Origin of the sequence: Citrobacter sp. Cpo148 (assembly GCF_030332375.1) — a bacterium.
GTDB lineage: Bacteria > Pseudomonadota > Gammaproteobacteria > Enterobacterales > Enterobacteriaceae > Citrobacter > Citrobacter portucalensis.
On the sequence record NZ_JAOWHY010000046.1, the window covers coordinates 49,430 to 67,938 of the forward strand.

An 18,509-nucleotide genomic window follows, 5' to 3' on the forward strand; every position below is an offset into this window, starting at 1 on the left:
ACTTTCCCGAGTCTGGGTGACATCACTTCTGGCTGGCCACTGAGTGGCTGGTAGCAGTAAAAATTCTGAATATACCTGGAGGTTTTCATGGCTGTCGCTGCCAACAAACGTTCGGTAATGACGCTGTTTTCTGGTCCTACTGACATCTATAGCCATCAGGTCCGCATTGTGCTGGCTGAGAAAGGTGTTAGTTTCGAGATTGAGCATGTGGAGAAGGACAATCCACCTCAGGATCTGATCGACCTCAACCCGAATCAGAGCGTACCGACACTGGTGGATCGTGAGCTGACCCTGTGGGAATCTCGCATCATTATGGAATACCTGGATGAGCGCTTCCCGCATCCGCCGCTGATGCCGGTTTACCCGGTTGCGCGTGGTGAAAGCCGCCTGTACATGCAGCGTATTGAAAAAGACTGGTACACGCTGATGAACGTCATCGTGAACGGTTCTGCATCTGAAGCCGAAGTCGCGCGTAAGCGTCTGCGCGAAGAACTGCTGGCAATCGCGCCAGTATTTGGCCAGAAACCTTACTTCCTGAGCGATGAGTTCAGCCTGGTAGACTGCTACCTGGCGCCGCTGCTGTGGCGTTTACCGCAGCTGGGGATTGAATTCAACGGTGCAGGTTCGAAAGAACTGAAAGGGTACATGACTCGCGTCTTCGAACGTGACTCTTTCCTGGCTTCTCTGACTGAGCCTGAACGTGAAATGCGTCTGGGCCGGGGTTAACCTGTATGGATTTGCCACAGCTAACACCACGCCGTCCGTATCTGCTGCGCGCGTTCTATGAGTGGTTGCTGGACAACCAGCTCACGCCGCATCTGGTGGTGGATGTGACGCTCCAGGACGTGCAGGTTCCAATGGAATATGCGCGTGACGGGCAAATTGTTCTGAATATTGCACCGCGTGCGGTGGGCAACCTGGAACTGGCTAACGATGAAGTGCGCTTTAACGCGCGCTTCGGTGGTGTGCCGCGTCAGGTGTCTGTGCCGTTGGCTGCCGTTCTGGCAATTTATGCACGTGAAAATGGCGCCGGTACGATGTTTGAACCGGAAGCCGCCTACGACGAAGATGTTGCCAGCTTAAATGATGACGACAACGACACGTCTGGTTTTGAGAGTGAAACGGTCATGTCGGTCATTGATGGCGATAAACCTGATAATGGCGACGACAACGATCCGGATGATACTCCGCCACCGCCTCGCGGTGGGCGTCCAGCGCTGCGCGTAGTGAAATAAGTAGTGAAATGAAAAACAGGCCCTTTGGGGCCTGTTCTGTTTTCTGGCTTTGGTATCAATAAAACAGCGCGATGGTGGCTACCATATTCACCACAAATCCTACTGCCATCGGGATTGCTGTACGTTTTACCACTTCAAAGGGCGATACGCCGGCAATACCCGATGTCACGACAATTACAGCGGTTATGGGTGACACCGCGCGGGCAAGCGTAGTGGCAAAATGCATCGGCATAATCATTACTACCGCAGGAATATGCAGCCCGGCGGCAATATCCGGAATGAGGCTGGCAAAAGACATAAACGGCGCGTTGCCTGACCCCATGACGATTGCGCAGGCGGCGATGACCACCGCCATGATGATCATCACGCCGATACCGCCAAGACCGGAATGCTCTGCGCCTTTTATTACGGCATCGACAGTCCCGATAGTCGTCAACCCTTTCGCAAAGATTTCACCGGCGACCACCAGGGTGACAACGTTGGCAAACTGCGTCCCCATGCCGTCAAAAAAAGCCTGCACATCATCCATCGTTTCGCGCAGATTATGTTTATGCAGGAATTCAACAAACATAGTCAGCGTCATGCTCATTAACATCACCACCACCAGATTCAACTCTGCTTTCATTAGCCCCATTTGTGCAAGGGCAAGCGAGCCCAGCATCAGGATCAGCGGCATCACCGGCAAAATGGCGTAATAGAGCGGGGGTACGTTTTCCAGCGCCTTTTGTTCCGCAAATCCGTTACTTTCCGGTGCGGCTTTTTTATCAAATTGACGCTGAACGAAAAAATGCGCAATGGCGACGGCGACAATGACACACGACGCGACGGGCAACTGGTATTGAAAGAAATAGGTGGCGATTTTCATGCCCGCGACCTGCGCGGCAAAAATAGAGTTGGTTTCCAGAATGCCCCACTCAATCGACATCGAAGTGGCAATGACCGCAACAGCGGATAAACGGCTTACGCCAAGACTAACCAGCGTTGGGAACAGCGTCACCATCAGCAACATACCTAACCCGGATGCGCTGGTAATGAACTGCGCCATGATCTGACCAATCACATAGGTGGCGGCAAGCACTACATAGGGTGAACGGATTAGCTTGAGCGGGCGGCTTAACAGGCTAACCATCGCTCTGCTGGCCCCCATTCTGTCCATATAACGGGCATAACCGCCCACCGCCATGATTGATAACCCCAGCCCGGCCGCGCGGTTGGAGAGCATACGCAAAATTTCATTGTAAATATCGACCAGTAGATAGCCACTGCTTTTGTCGTTAGCGACCAACGCGCCGTAGCCCAGCCAGACGCCGCAGATCATCAGGAAGATCCCGGCGGCGGCCAGCACGACCTGCGGTTTGTAGTTTTTGAGGATCAGGTAACCCATCGTTAATAAAACGATGACAGAGATAATGATGCCGAACATTGTTTCACTCCATGCCAGAGAAGAAGATAAATCCGGTAATAATGCTGTTGTCAAAACGGATGTTATATTTTTCTGGGCATTTTTTATGGAGTGAATATCTTATTTTTAATTCGATGATGTAATTATTTATCGTTATAAAATAGAAGGTTATGATAAATTATCACGTTCATATTCATAATTTTCATGAAGCTATTTAACTCCATTCAATTAAAATGAGGCAGAAGATACTCGCTTAAAATAATATTGCTGTTACGTATATTATCAATAAGCCAGCCGGATCAGATCGTCCATCATTTCACCCTGCTTTCGATCCTGTGTTAGGATAAACCCGCTGTTGTTTGTCACCACGACTTAGCTGAATGGACCCTATGAACGCATTTGATTCGCAAGCTGAAGACTCTCCATCCACCATTGGCCGTAGCTTACGCAATCGCCCGTTGGCGCGTAAAAAACTGTCTGAAATGGTTGAAGAAGAACTGGAGCAGATGATTCGTCGTCGGGAATTTGGCGAGGGCGAACAGTTGCCGTCTGAGCGGGAGCTGATGGCCTTCTTTAACGTGGGCCGTCCTTCTGTACGAGAAGCGCTGGCCGCGTTAAAACGCAAAGGTCTGGTACAAATCAACAACGGCGAGCGCGCCCGCGTTTCGCGTCCTTCAGCTGATACCATCATTAGCGAGCTGTCAGGTATGGCGAAAGATTTCCTCGCACATCCCGGCGGCATTGCCCACTTCGAGCAGTTGCGACTGTTCTTTGAATCCAGCCTGGTACGATACGCCGCCGAACATGCGACAGATGAGCAAATCGACAGACTGGCTAAAGCACTGGAGATCAACAGCCAGTCGCTCGATGACAATACGTTGTTCATCCGCTCGGACGTTGATTTTCACCGTGTACTGGCTGAGATCCCGGGCAATCCTATCTTTATGGCTATCCATGTTGCGCTGTTAGATTGGCTGATTGCCGCCCGTCCGACCGTCGCCGATCAAGAGTTGTATGAGCACAACAACGTGAGTTATCAGCAGCATATCGCGATTGTAGAAGCTATTCGCCAGCGCGATCCTGAAGAAGCAGACCGCGCACTGCAAGAACATCTCAATAGCGTTTCCGCGACCTGGCACGCCTTCAGCAAAAGTAAAAAATTGCGTAAGTGATCGCGATCCCGACGATCGTTTAAACACAAAATCATTCAAGTTGCATCAAGGCGGCAAGAGAGCGAGTTCCCTGGAGCATAGATAACTATGTGACAGGGGTGAGCGAACGCAGCTAACGCAGAGGCGGCTCGAAGGATGAAGTGTTTAGTGAAGTAGATCGCACTATAAGCGTTCTGTATTGTATTGCTGCTTATTTGATCTGGTATAACAGGTATAAAGGTATGCGGTTAGATAACACTAATCATCGTCAGAGGTCGTTATGGCAAGAGATTTAAAAGGCGTAATGCCAGCGTTGTTAACCCCATTCGATAACCAACAGAGACTGGACATCGAGAGTTTGCGCCGCCTGGTGCGTTTCAACATTGGTCAGGGTGTAGACGGGCTCTATGTCGGTGGCTCAACGGGTGAGGCCTTTGTCCAAAACCGCGTTGAAAGAGAGCAGGTACTGGAAATTGTTGCCGAAGAGGCGAAAGGTAAGGTGACGCTGATCGCCCATGTTGGCACGGTGAGTACTGAAGAGAGCCAACAGCTGGCGAGTGCGGCACATCGTTACGGCTTTGATGCTGTTTCGGCCGTTACACCGTTTTACTATCCGTTCAGCTTTGAAGAACATTGCGATCACTACCGCGCAATTATTGATTCCGCTGATGGTTTACCGATGGTGGTCTATAACATTCCGGCGCTGAGTGGCGTAAAACTGACGCTGGATCAAATCAACACACTGGTGACGCTGCCAGGTGTTGGCGCACTGAAGCAAACTTCGGGCGATCTCTATCAGATGGAACAGATCCGCCGCGCTCATCCCGATCTGGTGCTTTATAACGGCTATGACGAGATCTTCGCTTCCGGACTGCTTGCAGGCGCAGATGGCGGTATCGGTAGCACTTACAACATCATGGGGTGGCGCTATCAGGGAATTGTGAAAGCGCTCAAAGAAGGTGACATCCGCACGGCGCAAAAGCTGCAAACCGAGTGCAATAAGGTTATCGATCTGCTTATTAAGGTTGGCGTATTCCGCGGTCTGAAAACAGTACTGCACTATATGGATGTGGTTTCTGTCCCACTGTGCCGTAAACCCTTTGCCCCGGTAGATGAACACTATCTGCCGGAACTGAAAGCGCTGGCAAACCAACTGCTGGCGGAAAAGGCGTAATCACGGGTCGCCGGGGGCGTTTCGCTTGCCCGGCCTGGATTTTCGACCGTAGGCCGGGTAAGGCAAAGCCACCACCCGGCACAACAACAAAAATCGTCGGGAGAGTAAAATGAGTACTTCTACCCAAAGCATCCCGTGGTATCGCCATCTCAATCGGGCACAATGGCGGGCATTTTCCGCCGCCTGGCTGGGATATTTGCTTGATGGTTTCGATTTTGTGTTAATCGCTCTGGTGCTGACAGAAGTGCAGGGCGAATTCGGACTGACGACGGTGCAGGCTGCCAGCCTGATCTCGGCCGCCTTTATCTCCCGTTGGTTTGGCGGGTTAATGCTGGGGGCAATGGGCGACCGCTACGGACGCCGCCTGGCAATGGTCACCAGCATCATTCTGTTCTCTGTGGGAACGCTGGCCTGCGGTTTCGCGCCGGGCTACACCACCATGTTTATCGCCCGCCTGGTTATCGGTATGGGAATGGCCGGTGAGTATGGCTCCAGCGCAACCTATGTTATTGAAAGTTGGCCTAAACACCTGCGAAACAAAGCCAGTGGTTTCCTGATTTCCGGATTTTCCGTTGGTGCCGTGATCGCCGCCCAGGTTTACAGTCTGGTGGTCCCGGTCTGGGGATGGCGCGCGCTGTTCTTCATCGGCATCCTGCCAATTATCTTCGCCCTCTGGCTGCGTAAAAATATTCCGGAAGCGGAAGACTGGAAAGAGAAACACGAAGGCAAAGCGCCAGTGCGCACGATGGTGGACATTCTCTACCGGGGCGAGCATCGGGTAATTAATATTCTGATGACGCTCGCCGCTGCAACTGCGCTGTGGTTCTGCTTTGCTGGCAACCTGCAAAATGCGGCTATCGTGGCGGTCCTGGGACTGATATGCGCCTTTATCTTCATTAGCTTTATGGTGCAAAGCAGCGGGAAACGCTGGCCGACGGGCGTGATGCTGATGGTGGTCGTGCTATTCGCCTTCCTGTACTCGTGGCCGATTCAGGCGCTGTTGCCAACCTATCTGAAAACGGAACTGCTGTACGATCCTTCCACGGTGGCCAGAGTGCTCTTCTTTAGCGGTTTTGGTGCGGCGGTTGGGTGTTGCGTCGGCGGTTTTCTTGGTGACTGGCTGGGCACGCGCAAAGCTTATGTCTGCAGTCTGCTGGCCTCGCAGTTGCTGATTATTCCGGTGTTTGCGATAGGCGGTTCAAACGTCTGGGTACTGGGTTTGCTGCTGTTTTTCCAACAAATGCTCGGCCAGGGGATCTCCGGGATCTTACCAAAACTGATTGGCGGTTATTTCGATACCGATCAGCGTGCGGCGGGACTGGGCTTCACCTATAACGTAGGCGCACTGGGCGGGGCTCTGGCACCGATCATCGGCGCGCTGATTGCCCAACGTCTGGATCTGGGTACCGCGCTGGGATCGCTCTCTTTCGGCCTGACATTTGTAGTGATCCTGCTGATTGGTCTTGATATGCCGTCCCGTGTACAGCGCTGGCTGCGTCCTGAAGCGTTGCGTACGCATGATGCCATTGATGGTCGACCGTTTAGCGGTGCCGTGCCGTTCGGCGGTGACAAAAGCACCATGGTGAAATCCAAAAGTTAATCCAATTGCCCGGTGCTGAACCGGGCAATAGCCGTAAGGGAAGAATATGTCGTTCTTTGAGCTACAGAGCGCCACTACGATGCATGAGGCGGCGTCATGACCACACTGGCGATTGATATTGGCGGCACCAAATTGGCTGCCGCGCTGGTAGAGAACAATCAGCAAGTCCGCGAGCGGCGTGAACTGCCGACGCCTGCCAGTAAAACGCCGCAAGCGCTGCGCGCCGCGTTACAAACACTGGTTGCACCGCTACAGGGGCGTGCTAATCGGGTGGCGATCGCCTCGACGGGGATTATCCGTGAGGGGGCTTTACTGGCGCTGAATCCGCATAACCTCGGCGGGTTGATGCATTTTCCGCTGACACAAACGCTGGAGCAAATCACCGACCTGCCGACGCTGGCCGTCAATGACGCACAGGCAGCGGCGTGGGCTGAGTACCATGCGCTTGGTGGTGAGTACCGCGATCTGGTGTTTATTACCGTCTCCACAGGCGTGGGCGGGGGAGTCGTCAGCGGTGGGAAACTGCTGACCGGAGTCGGCGGTCTGGCTGGGCATCTGGGACATACGCTGGCCGATCCTCATGGACCCATGTGCGGCTGCGGGCGTGAGGGCTGCGTTGAGGCGATCGCATCCGGTCGTGGAATAGCGGCGGCTGCCGAAGGCGCGCTTGCCGGATGCGACGCCAAAACTATTTTTAGCCGTGCCGGGCAGGGGGATGAGCAGGCAAGCCGGTTGATCCATCGCTCAGCGCGTACTTTGGCAAGGCTTGTTGCCGATGTGAAGGCCACGACCGATTGTCAGTGCGTGGTCATTGGCGGTAGCGTTGGGCTGGCTGAAGGGTATCTGGCGCTGGTGGAACATTATCTGGCACAAGAGCCTTGGGCCTATCACGTGGAATTGCTGGCGGCGCATTACCGTCATGACGCTGGATTACTGGGGGCCGCGCTGTTGGCCCAGGGAGAATGATGATGATATCAGATGCGTTGAATTCACTGCCTTCTGCCGGATTACATCCGGTCTTGCAGCAGGCGTTAACGCTTGCCATTGCGGCGAATCCGCAGGAGAAAACGCCTGGGCGCTACACGTTGCAGGGCGAGAATATTTTTATGAATGTCATGCAATTTACAACGCAGAGCCCAGAGCATAAGAAAGCGGAGCTGCATCAGCAGTACATTGATATTCAGATGCTGTTGTCCGGCGAAGAACGGATTCTGTTCGGGATGATCGATTCTGCTCGTCACTGCGAAGAGATGCACATCGAGGATGATTATCAGCTGTGCAGCCAGATTGCCGATGAACAGGCTATGGTACTGAAGCCGGGAAAATTTGTGATTTTTATGCCGGGCGAGCCGCATAAACCGGGTTGTGTGGTGCAGACCCCGATGGACATCAAAAAGGTGGTAATCAAAGTCCGCGCCAGCTTATTACAAGCTTGAGAATGAGAGACTGTGTCGGATGGCAAGGCTTACGCCATCCGACATGGAATGTAACGTCCTAGCGCTTAAACGTCACCGTTTCTGGCTGCGTCAGATGCAGTGTGGTTTGGCTTGGGACCGTCTCGGCAATGACTCGACCATGACGAATGGAATAACGGGCAGGCGTCTGGCGACGAACCGCGTCAAACCCATTTTCTGCAGGCAAAATCACCAGATTCGCAGAATTCCCCACGTTCAGACCATAGTCCTGCAGATGCAGGGTTTTCGCGCTGTGGGTGGTGACCAGGTTCAACCCATCGTTAATTTGTCCGTATCCCATCAGCTGGCACACGTGTAATCCCATATGCAGCACCTGCAGCATATTCGCAGTGCCCAGCGGATACCACGGATCGAAGACGTCATCATGACCGAAGCAGACGTTGATCTCCGCTTCCAGCATCTCTTTGACGCGCGTAACACCACGACGCTTAGGATAAGTGTCAAAGCGCCCTTGCAGGTGAATATTCACCAGTGGATTTGCGACAAAGTTAATGCCGGACATTTTCAACAGACGGAAAAGACGGGAAGCATACGCGCCGTTGTAGGAATGCATCGCCGTAGTATGGCTGGCGGTCACGCGCTCGCCCATATTGTAGCGATGCGCCAGCGCCGCAACGGTTTCAACAAAGCGGGATTGCTCATCATCGATTTCGTCACAGTGCACGTCGATAAGTTTGTCGTATTTTTGCGCCAGAGCAAAAATCTTATGCAGCGACTCTACGCCATATTCACGCGTGAATTCAAAGTGCGGGATCGCGCCAATGACGTCGGCGCCCAGACGTACGGCTTCCTCCAGGAGCGCTTCACCGTTGGGATAAGAAAGAATGCCTTCTTGCGGGAACGCGACAATCTGTAGCTCTACCCACGGAGCGACTTCTTGCTTCACCTCCAGCATGGCTTTTAGCGCCGTCAACGTTGGGTCGGAAACGTCAACGTGGGTACGGACATACTGGATGCCGTTGGCCATCTGCCACTTCAGGGTCTGCATGGCGCGCGCTTTGACGTCTTCGTGAGTGAGCATTGCCTTACGTTCAGCCCAGCGTTCAATGCCCTCAAACAGCGTACCAGACTGATTCCAGCTCGGCTCGCCCGCGGTTTGTGTAGTGTCCAGATGGATATGTGGCTCAACGAACGGTGGGATAGCCAGACCGCCTTCAGCATCAAGCACTTCACCCTGTGGTAACGTCGCTGCGTCTTGAGGCTCAATACGGCTAAAGCGCCCGTTTTCAATCGTGATTTGCCATAACCCTTCACGTCCCTGTAAACGCGCCTGATGAATGGTGATGTTATTATTCTGCATGGCTGACCTCCGGGGATTTAGCAAGGCTGCGATTGAAAAGTGGATTCAGCAGGATATAGCTGAATACGCCGCCAAGTACGGCATTGACGGGCACGATGCCGGGAATATAGTGACCTGCGGCAATGCCCAGTGCAACGGACAGGATCGCTATCCAGTTTACGGAAATAAATTGCGCTTTGCTGAAGTCGGCATAGCGGCGATGGTTCAGCAGATAGTCGGCGATGATCACCCCGCCAATCGGGGGAATCGCTGCCGACAGAAATGTCAGCCAGCCGACAAAGTTATTGTAAAGCCACAGTGCGCACAGTGTGCCAATAATACCGTTAGCCACTGACAGCGTACGGCTGGAAAGGCCGGTAATATTGGCAAATCCCAGGCCCGATGCGTACAGCGCATTATCGTTGGTGGTCCAGATATTCAGGCCGAGAACGATGATCGCGGGCAGCAGCAGTCCCTGGGCAATCATCACGTCAGAGATATCCGCCTGTCCAACCGCAGCCGCGCCCGCAGCGCCGAAGATGAACATAAGCGAATTGCCAAGGAAAAACGCCACCATGGCGATCAGCACCGCGCCTTTGGCGTTGCGGCCAAAACGGACGAAGTCAGCGGTTAACGTCCCTGCGCTGACAAACGAGCCGACTACCAGCGCCAGTGCGGTGGAGAAATCCAGCGGCGTTTGCGGCACTATCGCTTTTAAATGCTCCAAACCGCCGACATCGCTCACTGCCAGCCAGACGGAGTAGCTGCCAAGTACGACGATGGCAGGCACGGCGATGATAGATAAAACGGTCAGCGCTGAGATGCCAAAAAAGATGGTCAGGGTCATCAACAGACCGGAAATCGCAATCAGGATATTGACGTCAATTCCCGTCGCTTTGCCAACCGGGATAGCAAACATGGCCACACCAACGCCAAACCAGCCTACCTGTGTGCCGCCTAACAGCAGAGAGGGAAGCCATGAACCTTTCACACCAAATGAGTAACGCGCCAGAAGGTGGGTTGAGAGCCCTGTTTTTGCGCCGATAAAACCGAGAAATGCAGTGTAAATACCGAGGAGAAGATTACCGAAGAGAACTGCCAGGAAGAAATCATTATAAGAAAGACCGGTACCGAGTGTGCCACCGGTCCACATACTGGCGGAAAAGAATGTGAGTCCCAACATGACAAATGTTAGTGGAACTACGCCTTTTCGCGCCGCCAGAGGGACGGGGCCCTGGCTATAATTGTTGTCTTGCGACACAACGCCTCCATGAATTTTGCCCAAAAAATCCGCCGCATAATATACAGTTCTCAACGTAAAGCAAACGTTTTCGTCTGATTTTTACATGGTTATTATTCATGATGTTGATCTGTTTGGGGAGTTAAGGTTATTTGCCCTGTTTACTAAACGTGTTGTCAGACTGGCTTAATCGGCAGGTTTGGCGGTATTGCGGCAGGAATTTGGCATCTCACCCACCAGGGCAGATGAGATGCCTTAAGAGGCTGTATTACACTTCCAGGTAGTTCAGGATACCGTCTGCCGCTTTACGACCTTCGGCAATCGCGGTGACTACCAGATCCGAACCGCGCACGATGTCGCCACCGGCGAAGATTTTCGGGTTGCTGGTCTGGAAGGCGTTGTCGCTGCGCTCTGGAGCAATAATGCGGCCCTGAGAATCCAGTTCGACGCTGTGTTTTGCCAGCCACTCCATACTGTGCGGACGGAAGCCAAATGCCAGTACCACCGCATCTGCCGGAACAACGTGTTCGGAACCGGCGACGATCTCCGCACGGCGACGGCCCTTCGCATCCGGTTCACCCATTTCGGTACGCGCCATTTTCACACCGCATACCTTACCGTTGGCGTTCACTTCCACGCCTAAAGGCTGGACGTTGAACTGGAATTCGACGCCTTCTTCACGCGCATTTTTCACTTCGCGTTTGGAACCCGGCATGTTCTCTTCGTCACGACGATAAGCGCAGATGACATGTGCTGCGTTCTGGCGAACCGAGGTCCGCACGCAGTCCATCGCGGTATCGCCGCCGCCGAGAACGACGACGCGTTTGCCTTCCATGCTGATGTACGGCTCGTCGCTGCTTTCGCCAAAGCCCATCAACTGTTTGGTATTGGCGATCAGGAACGGCAGGGCATCAAACACACCGGAAGCGTCTTCGTTTTCCAGTCCGCCGCGCATCGACTGATAAGTACCTACGCCAAGGAATACCGCGTCGTAATCCTTCAGCAGGTCGTCGAGCTGGACGTCACGGCCCACTTCGACGTTGAGTTTGAACTCAATACCCATGCCGGTGAAGATCTCACGACGGCGGGTCATGACCTCTTTCTCCAGCTTGAAAGCCGGGATGCCGAAGGTCAGCAGACCACCGATCTCCGGATGACGATCAAACACCACCGCCTTCACGCCGTTACGGGTCAGCACATCAGCACAGGCCAGGCCTGCCGGACCGGCACCGATGATCGCCACGCGCTTGTCGGTTTGACGCACGCCGGTCATATCCGGGCGCCAGCCCATTTCGAATGCTTTATCGTTGATATAGCGCTCGATGTTACCGATAGTCACCGCGCCGAACTCATCGTTCAGCGTACAGGATCCTTCACACAGACGATCCTGCGGGCACACGCGGCCACAGACTTCCGGCAGAGTGTTGGTCTGGTGCGACAGTTCTGCTGCTTCAAAAATACGCCCCTCGTTCGCCAGTTTCAGCCAGTTCGGGATGTAGTTATGCACCGGGCACTTCCACTCGCAGTACGGGTTACCGCAGGACAGGCAGCGGTCTGCCTGTGCTTTGGCCTGGCCTTCGGAAAACGGCTCGTAGATCTCGATAAACTCGATCTTACGGATCTTCAGCGGCTTCTTAGGCGGATCAACGCGCTGCAGGTCGATAAATTGGTATACGTTCTGACTCATTGCTGCTACCCCTTACTGCGCCTGCACACGCAGCTCTGCTGCGCTACGACTACGGTGACCCAACAGTGCTTTCACATCACTGGATTTTGGTTTTACCAGCGCGAATTTCGCCGAGAATGCTGGCCAGTTAGCCAGGATCTCTTCGCCGTGTGAAGAGCCGGTATGCTGTACGTGCTCGGTAATCAAACCGCGCAGGTGTTCCTCGTGGATAGCCAGCGAGTCCACGTTCAGCACTTCTACCAGTTCCGGGTTCACGCGTTTGCGGAACTCACCGTCTTCGTCGAGCACGTAGGCGAATCCACCCGTCATACCCGCTCCGAAGTTGACGCCCGTTTTTCCGAGAATACAGACGATGCCGCCGGTCATATATTCGCAGCCGTTGTCGCCAATACCTTCAACCACGGTGATTGCGCCGGAGTTACGTACTGCAAAGCGCTCACCCGCACGACCCGCGGCAAACAGGCGGCCACCGGTGGCGCCATACAGACAGGTGTTACCAATGATGCTCGCCTCATGGCTACGGAAAGCAGAGCCAACCGGAGGACGCACTGCAAGCAGACCGCCCGCCATACCTTTACCGACATAGTCGTTGGCATCACCGGTCAGATACAACTCCACGCCACCCGCGTTCCACACGCCGAAGCTCTGGCCTGCGGTACCGCTGAAGTGCGCTTTGATTGGGTCAGACGCCAGCCCCTGATCGCCATGCGTTTGCGCGATATAGCCCGACAGCGACGCGCCAACAGAACGGTCGGTGTTGCGGATATCGAACCAGAAGGTTTTGCTCTGGCGCTCGTCGACAAACGGTTTCGCTTGCTGTAACAACTGAGCGTTCAGCACGCCGTTATCAAACGGCGGGTTGTTCTCGGTGCAATGCAGCGCTTTACCCGGATGCGGTTCGGCGGTTTCCAGCAGACGAGACAGTTCCAGTTTCTGTTGCTTGGCGGTAAACCCTTCCAGCTCTTTGAGCAGGTCGGTACGACCAATCAGATCCACCAGACGCTTCACACCCAGTTGCGCCATCAGCTCACGGACTTCGCGGGCGATAAATTCAAAGTAGTTAGTCACTTTGAACGGCAGGCCGTGATAGTGATTCTTACGCAGTTTGTCATCCTGAGTCGCCACGCCGGTTGCGCAGTTGTTCAGGTGGCAAATACGCAGGTATTTACAGCCCAGCGCCACCATTGGACCGGTACCGAAGCCGAAGCTTTCCGCACCCAGAATCGCCGCTTTAATGATATCGACACCGGTTTTCAGACCGCCATCAACCTGCAGACGAATCTTGTGACGCAGACCGTTAGCGACCAGCGCCTGCTGGGTTTCCACCAGACCGAGTTCCCACGGGCAGCCCGCATATTTCACCGAGGAGAGCGGGCTTGCGCCTGTACCGCCATCGTAGCCAGCAATGGTGATCAGGTCCGCATAGGCTTTCGCCACGCCTGTGGCGATGGTGCCAACGCCTGGTTCGGAAACCAGCTTCACGGAGATCATCGCTTTCGGGTTGACCTGTTTGAGGTCGAAAATCAGCTGCGCTAAGTCTTCGATAGAGTAAATATCGTGGTGCGGCGGCGGGGAGATCAGTGTCACGCCCGGTACCGAATAGCGCAGTTTGGCGATGTACGGGGTGACTTTATCACCCGGTAACTGACCGCCTTCGCCAGGTTTCGCACCCTGAGCGACTTTAATCTGGATGACATCGGCGTTGACCAGATACGCCGGGGTTACGCCAAAGCGACCGGAAGCAACCTGCTTAATGCGCGACACTTTATTGGTGCCATAGCGCGCCGGGTCTTCACCGCCTTCTCCGGAGTTCGAGTTGCCGCCGATGCTGTTCATGGCTTCGGCCAGCGCTTCGTGTGCTTCGGGGCTTAATGCGCCGATGGACATAGCTGCGGTATCAAAGCGTTTAAACAGTTCGGTCGCGGGTTCTACTTCGCTAATGCTTACGGCTTCATCGCCAGGCGTAATCGCTAGCAGATCGCGCAGCGTGGCCGCCGGACGCTCATTGACCAGCTTGGCATATTCCTGATAGTCGCTGTACTCGCCGCTTTGTACCGCCTGTTGCAGCGTGCGCACCACGTCCGGGTTGTAGGCATGGTATTCGCCGCCGTGGACGTATTTGAGCAAACCGCCCTGGCTGATAGGTTTACGTGCCAGCCATGCATGTTTGGAGAGGTTCAGCAGATCCTGCTGGAAGTCGCTAAACCCTGCGCCGCTGATGCGGCTGACCACGCCCTGGAAGCACAGCGCCACGACATCATCATGCAGACCAACGGCTTCAAACAGCTTCGAGCAGCGGTAAGAGGCAATGGTCGAGATGCCCATTTTGGACATGATTTTGTACAGACCTTTGTTGATGCCGTTACGGTAGTTCAGCATCACGGTCCGGTAATCTTTGGCAATCGCCTGAGTGTCGATCAGTCGTCCCAGCGTTTCATACGCGAGATACGGATAAATGGCCGTCGCGCCAAAGCCAAGCAGGACAGCAAAATGGTGCGGGTCGCGGGCACTGGCGGTTTCAACGATGATGTTGGCGTCGCAACGCAGGCTTTGTTCTACCAGACGCGTTTGCACTGCGCCTACGGCCATCGGTGCCGGAACCGGCAGGCGGTTTTTCGCGATGTTACGGTCAGAGAGCACCAGCAGCACCGTACCGTTACGCACCATCTGTTCCGCCTTATCGCACAATGCTTTGACGGTCTCTTCGAGCGTGGTTTCGGTCACGTCGAAGGTGATATCCAGGCGGTCGGCGCGGTAATGCTCCTCTTTCATGGTGGTGAGCTGGGTGAAATCGGAGTACAGCAGGATCGGCGATTTAAAGGTCAGGCGGTGTGCCTGACCTTCGGCTTCGCAGAAGACGTTCATCTCACGACCGATGCTGGTGGCCAGTGACATAACGTGCGCTTCACGCAGCGGGTCGATCGGCGGGTTAGTCACCTGCGCGAACTGCTGGCGGAAGTAGTCATAAATGATGCGTGGCTGGCTTGAGAGCACCGCAAACGGGGTATCATCACCCATTGAGCCGACCGCTTCCTGACCGTTTTCACCGAGCACGCGGATCACGGAATCCAGCTCTTCGGCGCTGTAGTTAAACTGTTTCTGATAGCTGGCGAGCGTGTCATCGTCCAGTTCGCGGCTGCCGACCTGATCGTCAGCGAGGTCTTCGAACGGCACCAGACGGCGGACGTTCTTCTCCATCCACTCTTTGTACGGATGGCGGCTTTTCAGATCGTCATCGGTTTCGGCGGAGTGCAGAATGCGCCCGCTGCGGGTATCGATAACCATCAGCTCGCCAGGGCCGACGCGACCTTTCTCAACCACTTCATCCGGCTGATAATCCCAGATCCCGACTTCAGAAGCGCAGGTAATCAGCTTGTCTTTGGTGATGACGTAGCGCGCCGGACGCAGGCCGTTACGGTCAAGGTTACAGGCGGCAAAGCGGCCGTCGGACATAACAATGCCCGCCGGGCCATCCCACGGCTCCATGTGCATGGAGTTAAAGTCAAAGAACGCGCGCAGCTCCGGGTCCATATCCGGGTTGTTCTGCCAGGCCGGCGGCACCAGTAAACGCATGGCGCGAATAATGTCCATCCCGCCAGCCAGCAGCAGTTCCAGCATGTTATCCATTGAGCTGGAGTCGGAGCCGGTTTCGTTAACGAACGGTGCGGCGTCGTGCAGGTCAGGGATCAATGGCGTCTGGAATTTATAGGTACGTGCGCGTGCCCACTGACGGTTGCCGGTGATGGTGTTGATTTCACCGTTATGCGCCAGGTAGCGGAATGGTTGCGCCAGCGGCCAGCGCGGTACGGTATTGGTGGAGAAGCGCTGGTGGAACAGGCAGATGGCCGATTCCAGACGCAGGTCCGCCAGGTCCAGGTAAAAGCGCGGCAGATCCGCCGGCATACACAGACCTTTATAGATATTGACCAGGTTCGACAAGCTACAGACGTAGAAGTCTTTATCGTCCTGGAGGCGTTTTTCGATGCGACGGCGCGCGATGAACAGGCGGCGCTCCATATCACGCGGACGCCAGCCCGCAGGGGCGTTGACAAAAATTTGCTCGATACGAGGCAGGGAGGAGAGGGCGATTTCACCGAGAACACCTTCGTTGGTCGGCACGTCGCGCCAGCCGACAATCGACAGGGTCTCCTGCTGTAATTCTTCTTCGACAATGCGACGAGAAGCTGCAGCCAGTTCAGCGTCTTTATTTAAAAAGATCATGCCGACGGCGTAGTTTTTAGCTAAACGCCAGCCGCGCTCTTGCGCCACGATGCGGAAAAAGCGGTCAGGTTTTTGTAACAGCAAACCGCAACCATCGCCGGTTTTACCATCGGCTAGAATTGCGCCACGGTGCTGCATGCGGGCCAGTGCGTGTATGGCGGTACGCACTACCTTGTGGCTAGGTTCGCCTTCTATGTGGGCGATCAGGCCGAAACCACAGTTATCCCTCTCAAGGGATTTATCGTACAACATATCAGTGAACCTCCCCAGGCTCTGCGGGATTCCCATCTGGACCGTTGCGCACGGGCACACCAAGAGCATGGCGACGGGGTTTGCGTGTCATACGCTTACCTCGCATTCGCCCTCTTTATCCTTTTCGCATAGGTCAAACAAGTTTGAGGACTTGCTTCAGAGGGAATCTCAATTACTGCATAAATATGATGAGCAGGCTGCTCATCCAGAAAGCTTCCAGCGGATTTCCACGTTATCGGGAATCCACACACAGGTCAAATGGCAATCTTATTTATGCAAAAATGTGCTATAGGGCGATTAACTTTATGAATATATTGAAATTTAAGGCTTTTTTACATTGATTTAACGCAAGGAGAATGGAGAGCGAAGTGTGATCTGTCTCACTGTCAGAAAGGCTGTATATCCCCCGTCCTCCCTTTGTTTATCGCTATGCTTGGCATTTTATGCTGGTTTTTAGAGTTTTGGCGTCTTAAAGATACTGTTTTTATGCTGAGAGTATAAGAAGATAAAAAAAACTGTCGGATATAAGGAAAAGTAATTTCATTTTGAATGAATGAAATTTCGATTATTTTGATTTGTTATGCAATGAATAAAAGCACGCCAGGGCGATTGATCCAGGTCATCGCCGACTGGGGCAAAAAATGGCAGGCTTTGGCCTCTTTTCAAGGCGCGGTCTACCAGATTATGCAGTTACAGAAATTAGTCAATATGTTTGGTGGGGATCTTTCTCGCCGTTACGGGCAAAAGGTTCATAAACTCACGCTTCACGGCGGCTTTAGCTGTCCAAATCGTGATGGCACCATCGGACGTGGTGGATGTACTTTCTGCAATGTCGCCTCGTTTGCCGATGAAGCACAGCAGCACCATTCTATTGCCGAGCAGCTTGAGCATCAGGCGCATCTGGTCAATCGCGCGAAACGCTATCTGGCCTATTTCCAGGCCTATACCAGCACCTTTGCTGAAGTGCAGGTGCTGCGTTCGATGTATCAGCAGGCGGTTAGCCAGGCCAGTATCGTCGGGTTATGCGTTGGGACGCGCCCCGACTGCGTGCCGGATGCGGTACTCGATCTGCTTTGCGAGTATAAAGACCTCGGCTATGAGGTATGGCTGGAACTCGGTTTGCAAACCGCGCATGACAAAACCCTGCATCGTATTAACCGCGGCCATGATTTTGCCTGCTACCAACGCACTACGCGACTGGCACGCGAGCGTGGGCTGAAAGTGTGCTCGCACCTTATTGTCGGTCTGCCGGGAGAAGGGCAGGTAGAATGCCTGCAAACCATGGAACGTGTAGTGGAGACGGGTGTTGACGGTATTAAGCTGCACCCGCTGCATATTGTGAAAGGCAGTACGATGGCGAAAGCCTGGGAAGCCGGGCGGCTGAACGGAATTGAACTGGACGACTATACGGTTACCGCCGGGGAGATGATCCGTCATACGCCGCCAGAGGTGATTTATCATCGAATTTCTGCCAGCGCGCGCCGCCCAACGCTGTTGGCACCACTATGGTGTGAAAACCGCTGGACCGGGATGGTCGAACTGGATAAGTACCTTAACAAGTACGGTGTGCAAGGCTCGGCGCTCGGTACGCCATGGGTGCTGCCTGAGAACTAACTCTCCGTAGTCATGTAGGCCTGATAAGCAACGCGCCATCAGGCGGCCCGGCGCACATTGCCTGATGGCGCGTTGCTTATCAGGCCTACGATGGCCTCTCCGCGGTCATTTCACCGATAACCTCCGCATTTCTTGCACAATCTTCAACGTCACGCTGAGAATTGAGTATTATTGTGCCA

General features: G+C 54.2%; 13 protein-coding genes. 8 read left to right on the forward strand and 5 right to left on the reverse strand.

What is annotated here, in order from left to right; translation table 11 throughout:
* Positions 1–87 precede the first annotated feature (87 nt).
* Positions 88–726, forward strand: a complete 639-nt coding sequence (gene sspA / locus OGY10_RS15120) for a stringent starvation protein SspA (protein WP_003025132.1) — start codon at positions 88–90, stop codon at positions 724–726.
* Between the two features lie 5 nt (positions 727–731).
* On the forward strand, positions 732–1,235 hold the full coding sequence (gene sspB, locus OGY10_RS15125; RefSeq protein ID WP_032945142.1) for a ClpXP protease specificity-enhancing factor: 504 nt from the start codon (positions 732–734) through the stop codon (positions 1,233–1,235).
* Between the two features lie 55 nt (positions 1,236–1,290).
* Here the strand turns inward: sspB and dcuC are convergent, their stop codons facing one another.
* The gene (gene dcuC / locus OGY10_RS15130; RefSeq protein WP_057067985.1) at positions 1,291–2,658 is read right to left on the reverse strand and encodes an anaerobic C4-dicarboxylate transporter DcuC; all 1,368 of its coding nucleotides are present in this window, start codon (positions 2,656–2,658) and stop codon (positions 1,291–1,293) included.
* Between the two features lie 359 nt (positions 2,659–3,017).
* Here dcuC and nanR point away from each other — a divergent pair, with 359 nt between their 5' ends.
* The 5 genes from nanR (at position 3,018) to nanQ (ending at position 7,998) form a co-directional block, all read left to right on the forward strand.
* Positions 3,018–3,809: a transcriptional regulator NanR gene (nanR, locus tag OGY10_RS15135; RefSeq protein ID WP_126317335.1), complete on the forward strand. Its 792-nt coding sequence runs from the start codon at positions 3,018–3,020 to the stop codon at positions 3,807–3,809.
* 259 nt (positions 3,810–4,068) lie between these two features.
* A complete protein-coding gene (gene nanA, locus OGY10_RS15140) occupies positions 4,069–4,962 on the forward strand; it encodes an N-acetylneuraminate lyase (protein WP_003828793.1) in 894 nt (297 codons plus the stop codon).
* Between the two features lie 109 nt (positions 4,963–5,071).
* Positions 5,072–6,562: a sialic acid transporter NanT gene (gene nanT, locus OGY10_RS15145; RefSeq protein WP_048215451.1), complete on the forward strand. Its 1,491-nt coding sequence runs from the start codon at positions 5,072–5,074 to the stop codon at positions 6,560–6,562.
* 96 nt (positions 6,563–6,658) lie between these two features.
* A complete protein-coding gene (gene nanK / locus OGY10_RS15150; protein ID WP_191226735.1) occupies positions 6,659–7,528 on the forward strand; it encodes an N-acetylmannosamine kinase in 870 nt (289 codons plus the stop codon).
* Between the two features lie 2 nt (positions 7,529–7,530).
* Complete coding sequence (nanQ, locus tag OGY10_RS15155) at positions 7,531–7,998, forward strand: N-acetylneuraminate anomerase (protein WP_191227194.1); 468 nt, start codon at positions 7,531–7,533, stop codon at positions 7,996–7,998.
* 58 nt (positions 7,999–8,056) lie between these two features.
* On the opposite strand, the gene OGY10_RS15160 is transcribed toward nanQ, so the two are convergent.
* From OGY10_RS15160 to gltB, 4 genes are all read right to left on the reverse strand, one after another.
* Positions 8,057–9,337: a cytosine deaminase gene (locus tag OGY10_RS15160; RefSeq protein ID WP_032945132.1), complete on the reverse strand. Its 1,281-nt coding sequence runs from the start codon at positions 9,335–9,337 to the stop codon at positions 8,057–8,059.
* Positions 9,327–10,577, reverse strand: a complete 1,251-nt coding sequence (gene codB / locus OGY10_RS15165; protein WP_048225726.1) for a cytosine permease — start codon at positions 10,575–10,577, stop codon at positions 9,327–9,329. Before codB ends, OGY10_RS15160 begins: the two co-directional genes overlap by 11 nt.
* 247 nt (positions 10,578–10,824) lie before the next feature.
* Positions 10,825–12,243, reverse strand: a complete 1,419-nt coding sequence (locus tag OGY10_RS15170) for a glutamate synthase small subunit (protein WP_008785940.1) — start codon at positions 12,241–12,243, stop codon at positions 10,825–10,827.
* A 12-nt stretch (positions 12,244–12,255) separates the two neighbouring features.
* Positions 12,256–16,716: a glutamate synthase large subunit gene (gene gltB, locus OGY10_RS15175; protein ID WP_286576967.1), complete on the reverse strand. Its 4,461-nt coding sequence runs from the start codon at positions 16,714–16,716 to the stop codon at positions 12,256–12,258.
* Positions 16,717–17,400: 684 nt separating this feature from the next.
* Between gltB and mnmL the strand changes: the two genes are divergently transcribed.
* Entirely contained in the window at positions 17,401–18,330 is a 930-nt protein-coding gene (gene mnmL, locus OGY10_RS15180; RefSeq protein WP_191227195.1) for a tRNA modification radical SAM protein MnmL/YtqA, read from the forward strand.
* Positions 18,331–18,509 lie beyond the last annotated feature (179 nt).

What these genes read in the sequence shown, in the direction of transcription:
- gltB (WP_286576967.1), bottom strand. Translation starts at nt 16,716, where the DNA reads ATGTTGTACGATAAATCCCTTGAGAGGGATAACTGTGGTTTCGGCCTG.
- dcuC (WP_057067985.1), bottom strand. Translation starts at nt 2,658, where the DNA reads ATGTTCGGCATCATTATCTCTGTCATCGTTTTATTAACGATGGGTTAC.
- OGY10_RS15170 (WP_008785940.1), bottom strand. Translation starts at nt 12,243, where the DNA reads ATGAGTCAGAACGTATACCAATTTATCGACCTGCAGCGCGTTGATCCG.
- nanA (WP_003828793.1), top strand. Translation starts at nt 4,069, where the DNA reads ATGGCAAGAGATTTAAAAGGCGTAATGCCAGCGTTGTTAACCCCATTC.
- OGY10_RS15160 (WP_032945132.1), bottom strand. Translation starts at nt 9,337, where the DNA reads ATGCAGAATAATAACATCACCATTCATCAGGCGCGTTTACAGGGACGT.
- nanQ (WP_191227194.1), top strand. Translation starts at nt 7,531, where the DNA reads ATGATATCAGATGCGTTGAATTCACTGCCTTCTGCCGGATTACATCCG.
- sspB (WP_032945142.1), top strand. Translation starts at nt 732, where the DNA reads ATGGATTTGCCACAGCTAACACCACGCCGTCCGTATCTGCTGCGCGCG.
- nanR (WP_126317335.1), top strand. Translation starts at nt 3,018, where the DNA reads ATGGACCCTATGAACGCATTTGATTCGCAAGCTGAAGACTCTCCATCC.
- mnmL (WP_191227195.1), top strand. Translation starts at nt 17,401, where the DNA reads ATGCAGTTACAGAAATTAGTCAATATGTTTGGTGGGGATCTTTCTCGC.
- nanK (WP_191226735.1), top strand. Translation starts at nt 6,659, where the DNA reads ATGACCACACTGGCGATTGATATTGGCGGCACCAAATTGGCTGCCGCG.
- nanT (WP_048215451.1), top strand. Translation starts at nt 5,072, where the DNA reads ATGAGTACTTCTACCCAAAGCATCCCGTGGTATCGCCATCTCAATCGG.
- sspA (WP_003025132.1), top strand. Translation starts at nt 88, where the DNA reads ATGGCTGTCGCTGCCAACAAACGTTCGGTAATGACGCTGTTTTCTGGT.